Source organism: Pantoea sp. LS15, from assembly GCF_012241585.1.
In the GTDB taxonomy this organism is placed as follows: domain Bacteria; phylum Pseudomonadota; class Gammaproteobacteria; order Enterobacterales; family Enterobacteriaceae; genus Enterobacter.
The window spans coordinates 73927-81345 of the sequence record NZ_JAAVXA010000018.1; the positions used below are offsets into that span (position 1 = coordinate 73927).

The 7419-nt window shown below is 53.8% G+C and carries 7 protein-coding genes; 2 read left to right on the top strand and 5 right to left on the bottom strand.

Annotated elements, in window-relative coordinates; translation table 11 throughout:
- Window positions 1-43: 43 nt before the first annotated feature.
- From HED65_RS20495 to HED65_RS20515, 5 genes are all read right to left on the bottom strand, one after another.
- Window positions 44-1114 (bottom strand): ABC transporter ATP-binding protein, encoded by a 1071-nt coding sequence (locus tag HED65_RS20495; RefSeq protein ID WP_114979948.1) that lies wholly within the window; start codon window positions 1112-1114, stop codon window positions 44-46.
- Complete coding sequence (locus tag HED65_RS20500; RefSeq protein ID WP_114979949.1) at window positions 1107-2876, bottom strand: ABC transporter permease; 1770 nt, start codon at window positions 2874-2876, stop codon at window positions 1107-1109. The genes HED65_RS20495 and HED65_RS20500 overlap by 8 nt, the downstream gene beginning before the upstream one ends.
- Before the next feature lie 82 nt (window positions 2877-2958).
- The gene (locus tag HED65_RS20505) at window positions 2959-4047 is read right to left on the bottom strand and encodes an ABC transporter substrate-binding protein (RefSeq protein WP_114979950.1); all 1089 of its coding nucleotides are present in this window, start codon (window positions 4045-4047) and stop codon (window positions 2959-2961) included.
- A 168-nt stretch (window positions 4048-4215) separates the two neighbouring features.
- On the bottom strand, window positions 4216-4911 hold the full coding sequence (locus HED65_RS20510) for a response regulator (RefSeq protein WP_114979956.1): 696 nt from the start codon (window positions 4909-4911) through the stop codon (window positions 4216-4218).
- On the bottom strand, window positions 4895-6535 hold the full coding sequence (locus HED65_RS20515) for an ATP-binding protein (RefSeq protein WP_114979951.1): 1641 nt from the start codon (window positions 6533-6535) through the stop codon (window positions 4895-4897). Before HED65_RS20515 ends, HED65_RS20510 begins: the two co-directional genes overlap by 17 nt.
- Before the next feature lie 178 nt (window positions 6536-6713).
- Here HED65_RS20515 and yjdI point away from each other — a divergent pair, with 178 nt between their 5' ends.
- Both yjdI and HED65_RS20525 read left to right on the top strand, forming a co-directional pair.
- Complete coding sequence (gene yjdI / locus HED65_RS20520; RefSeq protein WP_014071635.1) at window positions 6714-6944, top strand: 4Fe-4S mono-cluster protein YjdI; 231 nt, start codon at window positions 6714-6716, stop codon at window positions 6942-6944.
- 10 nt (window positions 6945-6954) lie between these two features.
- Entirely contained in the window at window positions 6955-7227 is a 273-nt protein-coding gene (locus HED65_RS20525; protein ID WP_114979952.1) for a GNAT family N-acetyltransferase, read from the top strand.
- The last annotated feature ends 192 nt before the right edge of the window (window positions 7228-7419 follow it).

A 7419-nucleotide genomic window follows, 5' to 3' on the forward strand; every position in this document is an offset into this window, starting at 1 on the left:
AAACTGGAGTTGCAAAAAAGGCTGCATTGCGCAGCCTTTTTTATCACCCTTTCGGGAAGATCCAAACATGCTTCTCAGGCAGCGAAAGATGGCAGTGCTGCGGGTCGCGAACCTCATGCCCATACGCTCGGATCACAAAATCATCCCCCGTCGTACGGAACAAATATTCCCAACGGTCGCCGAGATACATGCTGGTGAGCAGCGGCAGTTCAAGCTGATTTTCCCCTGGACCGTCGACCACCGCCACACGCTCGACGCGGATCACCGCCGTGGCCTCAGCACCACTCTGCACCCCTTCACCGGCCTGGCCCCACAGCACCCAGCCTTTTCCTTCGATACGCGCTCTGCCGTCGCGTACTTCGGTGACCTTACCGTGCAGACGGTTATTGCTACCCATAAACTCAGCAGTGAACAGCGTTTTGGGTGAGCCATACATCTCCTGAGGTGTGCCTTGTTGCTCAATTTTACCGTTATTGAGTAACAGGATACGGTCGGAGATGGACATCGCTTCGTTCTGGTCGTGCGTCACCATGAGCGCGGATAAACCGAGTTTGATGATCAGCTCACGCAGGAACACACGGGCCTCTTCGCGAAGCTTGGCGTCGAGGTTAGAAAGCGGTTCGTCCAGCAAAATTACCGGTGGGTTATAGACCAGCGCCCGACCTATCGCCACGCGCTGCTGCTGTCCGCCGGAGAGCTGGTGCGGGTGGCGTTTACCCAGATGACCCAGACCAAGCTGGTCCAGCACATCCTGCACGCGCTGCTGGATCTCTTTGGCCGGGACTTTACGCAGTTTGAGCGGGTAAGCCACGTTTTCAAACACGGTTTTGTGCGGCCACAGGGCATAGGACTGGAACACCAGGCCCAGGTTACGCTCTTCCGCGGGGATCTCGCTGCGCGGTGTGCCGTCGTAAACTTTGTTTTTGCCAATGACAATCGAACCCTGAGTGGGTTTCTCCAGACCCGCCACCGCACGCAGCAGGGTGGTCTTGCCGCTACCGGAGGGCCCCAACAGGGAAACAACCTCACCGCGCTTCAGGTTCATGGAGACCCCTTTTAAAACAGGATTGTCGCCGTAGGTTAAGTGCAGATCGTCAACCGCTAATTCAATCATGTATTTTGACTCCGAAACGAAGGGCAATGCCCAGACCTACCACGACCAGCAGGATGTTAATGAAAGAGAGCGCCGCCACGATATCAATGGCACCCGCAGCCCAGAGGGAAACCAGCATCGAGCCGATGGTTTCCGTCCCGGGTGAAAGCAGGTACACACCCGTTGAGTATTCGCGTTCAAAGATCAGGAACATCAGAAGCCAGGAACCGATAAGACCGTAGCGGGAGAGCGGAATAGTAACGTGACGGGTGATCTGGCCACGTGTTGCCCCGGTGCTGCGCGCCGCTTCTTCAAGCTCCGGTCCCACTTGCAACAGCGTTGAGGAGATGAGTCTGAGTCCATAAGCCATCCACACCACGGTATAGGCCAGCCAGACACTGAAAATGGTGCTGCGCAGCGAACGCAGCCAGACGATGACGTTTTCGCGCATCCAGTCGGTCCAGGCAAACCCGGAAAGCCAGCCGGATTTCAGCGCGTTATCCAGCCACATCGGCAGGAACAGGAACACCCACAAAAATGCCAGCCCCGCCAGCAGGCCTGGCACGGCGCGTGGCACCAGCACGCTGTAATCCAGGAAGCGCGTGGTGTTGTCCGGTTTGCGGTGCATGGCAATGCCGACAAACAGGTAGCAGACTACCGCCAGCGCACCGCCAATCACGCCAATCGCCATGGAGTTGATGATGGCGCGCAGCAGGTTGGGCTGCGCCCAGATGGTGCGGAAGGTGTTCAGAGAGAGCTCATCCCACAACGAAACGCCGACGCCCCAGTTAGAGATAAACGCACGCAATACCACGCCGAGCAGTGGAACACCGATGGTAACGGTAAGCCAGAAGGCAATCACCGCGCCAGCAACCCAGCGCCATTTACCCAGCGGTAACGCACGGGCCTGAGAAGCTTTGCCCTTCATGGTGACGAAGCGGTTGGCGGTGCGCATCAGGCGTCGCTGGAGCATCACCAGCGGGATGGTGATGCAGATCAGCACCACGGCAACCGCCGCCATCAGGTGATAGGATGGGGTACCCATCTTGTTCGTCAGCTTATAGAGATAGGTCGCCAGCACCATGTTGCCTTCCGGGTCGCCGAGCACCAGCATCAGGCCGAACACTTCCAGCCCCAGGAAGAAGAGCAGCACAGTGGCGTACAGAATGGACGGGCGCACCATCGGCAGGCTGACGGAGGTCATCACCTGCCAGGGCGACGCACCCGCGGTGCGCGCGGCCTCTTCTACATCGGAGCCTACGCTACGCAGCGCTGACGAAATATACAGATAGGCGTGCGGGACGTGCGTCAGGCCGGCAATGACCACAATGCTCGACATGTCGTAGATATTCCACGGCACAAAGCCAACCAGCGCTTCCGCCCACTGGGAGAGAAAACCCACCGGACCCGCGGCTACCACGTAGCCGAAGCCCAGTACCATCGGTGAAACGAAAATCGGGACCAGGATCAGCGGCTCAATCAACCGGCGACCGGGCAGGTCGGTACGCACCATCAGAAATGCCAGCACGCCGCCCAGCGGAATGGAGATAAAAACCAGCCCGAAGGCGAGAATAAAACCACTTTTCAGGGCCTTATAAAAATCAGGGTCGGTGAAAATAAAATCAAATGATTCAAAGCTCCACTCTTTTGACGGAGAAAAGAACGGGGCGGACAGGAAGCTCTGTATCACGATAAACGACAGCGGCGTGTAGATAACCAGGGCGGTTATCAGCACGACGATGCCTCGCGGCAGGCTTTGCCACTTTCTGCGTAATGTATTCATGGGGTATCCCTGGTGTTGCAGCCCAGAAAAACGAACTCAGTCGATGAACTGGAGCGCGGCGGCCTGCACCGCGCTCAGACGCTTATTTACCGGCGGCAGTACGCCACTCTTTGATGTACTCCAGGCGTTTTTTCGGCTGCAGGTATTCCAGCAGCGTTTCATCAACCGGGATCGGCTTCAGCGCGTTGCCGAGGATTTTGGTCAGGCCGTCGATATCATTTTTCCCTTCGATATCATTACGAATGGACGGAATGTCTGCCTGGTTCGCCAGAATGTTTTGCCCTTGCTCAGACAGCACATAGTCGAGCCACAGTTTTGCCGCATTACTGTTTTGTGCCTGCTGGCTGATGAACGACACACGCGACAGCACCAGGGTGTAATCTTTTGGATAGGAAATGCCGAGCGACGGATCGTTCTTCGCACGTGCTTCAGCATAAGATCCGAGGATATTAAAGCCGATCAGGTTTTCACCGGAGGAGACGCGCTCCATCATGGTGCCGGTAGACGACTGTACTGATAAACCACCTTTGGCGACGTCAGCCAGGGTTTTAAAGTAATTAGGATCGGCGTTGTGATCCTGCACTGAGAGCATAAAGCCCAGACCCGACTTCTCGATGTCATAGGTGGTGACTTTGCCCTTGAATTTGTCCGTCTGACTGGCAATCAGTTTCGCCAGCGCGGCGTGAGAATCGGGCACGTCGCCGGCCGGGATCAGGCGTTTGTTGTAGATAAAGACCACCGGCTCATAGGTGGTGCCGTATGCCTTGTCTTTCCAGACCGCCCATTTCGGCAGCTGGCTTTGCTCCGGCGATTTGTACTCCATGGCGTAGTCGGTGGCGAGCTTCAGACCAGTGTCCATGGAGGAGCTCCAGACTACGTCGCCGCTTACACCGCCGGAGGCCTGTTCACTGATGAAACGGTTGTACAGCTCGGTGCTGTTCATGTCGTTGTATTCAACTTTAATGCCCGGGTAGGTTTTTTCGAAGCCCTGGATCAGCGGCCCGGCAGCTTTGATGTCGGTGGTGGAGTAAATGACAACCTTGCCCTCTTTCGTTGCGCCATTGACAACGTTTTGATACTCAGCAGGATAGCCCTGCGGCAAGGCAGACAGTGCAGAAGCAGAGAACAGTACAGTAGCGGTAATCAGAGAAATTCGGAATGTGTTCGACATTATAGTTAACCTTTTAGTTACATTTGAGGAACTAATTGTCAACATAGCGCAGTGGGCTCCACCCACAATAGGGTGAAGCGGGCAATGATTCCGAAGTGTGATTGTTGCCGTCGTTTCAGCAATTAACACCATAAAATCCGCGAACGTTAGCCTGTGAACGGTTGCGGATTACGGTTTATCGGGGGCTTTGCGGTATAACCTTCGTGGATGACCAATGTTGCCATACAGCATCTCGACGCTGATTAACCCACTTTCCACGCAGTATTCAAGATAGCGACGTCCCGTGGTTTTGCTGATCCCGACGTTCTCCACGACCTCTTCCACCGACATCGCACTGTCGGGATTATCGGCGAAAAATTGTTTCATCCGTTCCAGCGTTTGGGGCTCAATACCTTTCGTCGACGGGGTGAGAGAGGATTCCGCGGCAGGTAGATTAAACAGGCGATCCAGCGCATGCTGGTCGACGACCTTCACCTGCTGCACGGTATGGATGAAGCGCATAAACCGCTCAAGGGAGGCATGCAGACGCTGGAAAAAGACGGGCTTAATCAGGTAGTCGAACGCACCGCTGCGCATGGCATGGCTGCAGGTCTGCATATCGCTGGCGGCGGTGATGAAGATCACCGAGCATTCGTAGCTTTTCAGCAGTGGGTTGTCGATTAACTCCACGCCTTTACCGTCCGGGAGATAGTTATCCAGCAATATCAGCCGCGGCTGATGCTCACTAATCAGGTTACAGGCCTGCTCAATCGACGCGGCGATGCCCACCACACGTAAGTGAAAATTCTGCTCTATGTACTCACGATGCAGCTCCGCCAGGTGCGGTTCATCTTCAACTATCACAACATCAAGTGCTCGGGTCATGCTGTTGCCCATTCGGAATAAACACAGAAAAAATAGTGCCTTGTGGCGTGTTGTCGGCGATCTCTATGCTGCCGCCCGCTTTCTCGATATAGCCTGCCACCAGAAACAGGCCAATACCGTGCTCTGTACCCACAATGTCGTTCTCGCTTTCTGGTTTACTGCTGAAACCATGGCGGAAAATATGCGGTTTCAGTGCATCATCCACCCCGCAGCCCCTGTCGGCCACCTCAATCAGCAGCTCCTGGTTGCGGTCAGAAATGTAGATCTCCACCGGGGCGTGCACGGAGGCCTTCAGGGTGGCATCCACGGCGTTATCCAGCAAATTACCGATCACGGACATTAGCTCCGTTTCGTTGATGGCGGCCGGCATGCGGGTGAGCTGGCAAGCGGGATCAAACAGCAGTTCAATGCCTTTTTCACGTGCGCTGACATATTTCCCTAACAGCAACCCACACAGTGCCGGAGAGGCAAAATGGGCCGAGACAAAGTCCAGCACTTTTTGGGCACCTTCTGACTGCAACTGGATGTATCGGATCGCCTCGTCATAGTGTTTCATCTGCAGCAAGCCCACCAGCGTGGCGGTCCAGTTCAGCTGTTCGTGGCGCATAATGCGCAGGTTATCCGCATAGCGCTTGATCTGACTGAGCTGACTGCTGAGTGTGTTAATGTCATTTTTGTCGCGAAAACTATATACCCAACCACTCTCGACACCCGGTTCTACCTCAATCCCCACGCGGTTAACGATCACCTCCCGCTGATTAAGCACCGCAATCTGGTCATGGCTGCCGCTGCTCACTGAAGCGTAGCGCTGAGACAGGAATCCCGGAGAGGTTTGCAGAACCTCTTCCAGTGGTTTGCCGATAAGTTCTTTCTCACTTTGCCGAATATCCAGCATTTCTCGTGCGGCGCGGTTAATGAGAATCAACTGCTTCTCTTCATTGACGGCAAAAATTCCTTCATACATTGCTTCCAGCAATGCTCTTTGTTGCAAGACCAACTGAGCGATATCTTTCGGTTCAAGCCGGAACATCTGCTTTTTAAGATTGCGGGTAAACAGCCAGGAGAAAATAAACAGCAACAACAGGAGGCCAATACCGTATAACCCGGATTGCCAGAGAATGCGGGCGTTAATATTGGCAATATACGAGGTCAGATAGCCGACTGAGACAATCCCAATCACCTGATGCTGCGCGTTGAAGATGGGCGCTTTACTGCGTAGCGACACGCCAATTCCACCCTGACGCACGGAAATAATGGTTTTTCCTTTTAATACCTCCGCATTATCCCCACCGATCATCGGTAAATTGATGCGCTCCGGGGATTCTGAATGATAGAGGTGCTGCTCCCGGGTATCGCCAATCACAATATAACTGGCATCGCTTTCGGCACGCAGCGGCTGGATTAGCCGGGCGATACCGGGGATATCTCTGGCCGCAACCATTGTCGCCAGACCTGGCATCAGCGCGATCTGACTGGCCTGAACCCGGGCTCGCTGGCCAAGATCGTGATGGAGTTGGCGGTCAATAAAATGAAACAGGATCGTTCCCAACAAAACTAACAGCAGGCAGGAGAAGCACACCAGCGCTAAAAAAAGCTTTACCTGAAAAGAGAGTCTGCGTTTCATTCAACCTGCGATAGCCATTTAAACGTGAGACATTTGCGGAGCCTGACATGCGTAATAGGGGGACGCAATCTGGCATGAAAAGAGTTGTGACCTGGATTTTCGTTTTCGGCGTTATAGCCATCAGGATCTCGTAAGGCTATGCTTCATTTCATACCAGAATAATTACAGAGGCAATGTCATGGATAAAGAACTACTGGATGCAGGTTACCGGGCCTATACCGGCGAGAAAATTGATGTTTACTTCAACACCGGGATCTGTAAACACTCAGGTAACTGTGTACGCGGAAGCGCTAAGCTGTTTAACCTGAAACGTAAACCGTGGATCATTCCGGATGAAGTGGACGTTGAAACAGTGATACGTGTGATTGATACCTGCCCGAGCGGTGCGTTGAAGTATCGCCAAAAATAAGCGAGGAACCATGGATATTCTGGAAGGCCATAACAAGTTTTACGTGAACGATGCTCACGGAAATCAGGTCGCGGAGATTGTCTTCGTACCGACCGGCGAGCACCTGAGTATTATTGAGCACACCGACGTCGATCCGAGCCTGAAAGGGCAGGGCGTTGGCAAACAGCTGGTGGCGAAAGTGGTGGAGAAGATGCGCGGTGAGAACCGTAAAATTATTCCGCTGTGTCCGTTTGCTAAACATGAGTTTGATAATACGCGGGAATATGACGATATTCTGGCGTAAATAACACCGGCGATGGCCGGTGTTTTTTTGTGCACAGAAAACCCCCAGCTAGGCTGGGGGTTCCGGAAAGCTTTCAGCTTTAAGCCAGTTATAAAAACCCCTTTTGATTTGTTAAAACAACTTGCGGTCTGGCAACTGCAAGAGAGAAACAAGAAATCAAAAGGGGGTCCCAATGGGGGACGAAAAGAGCTT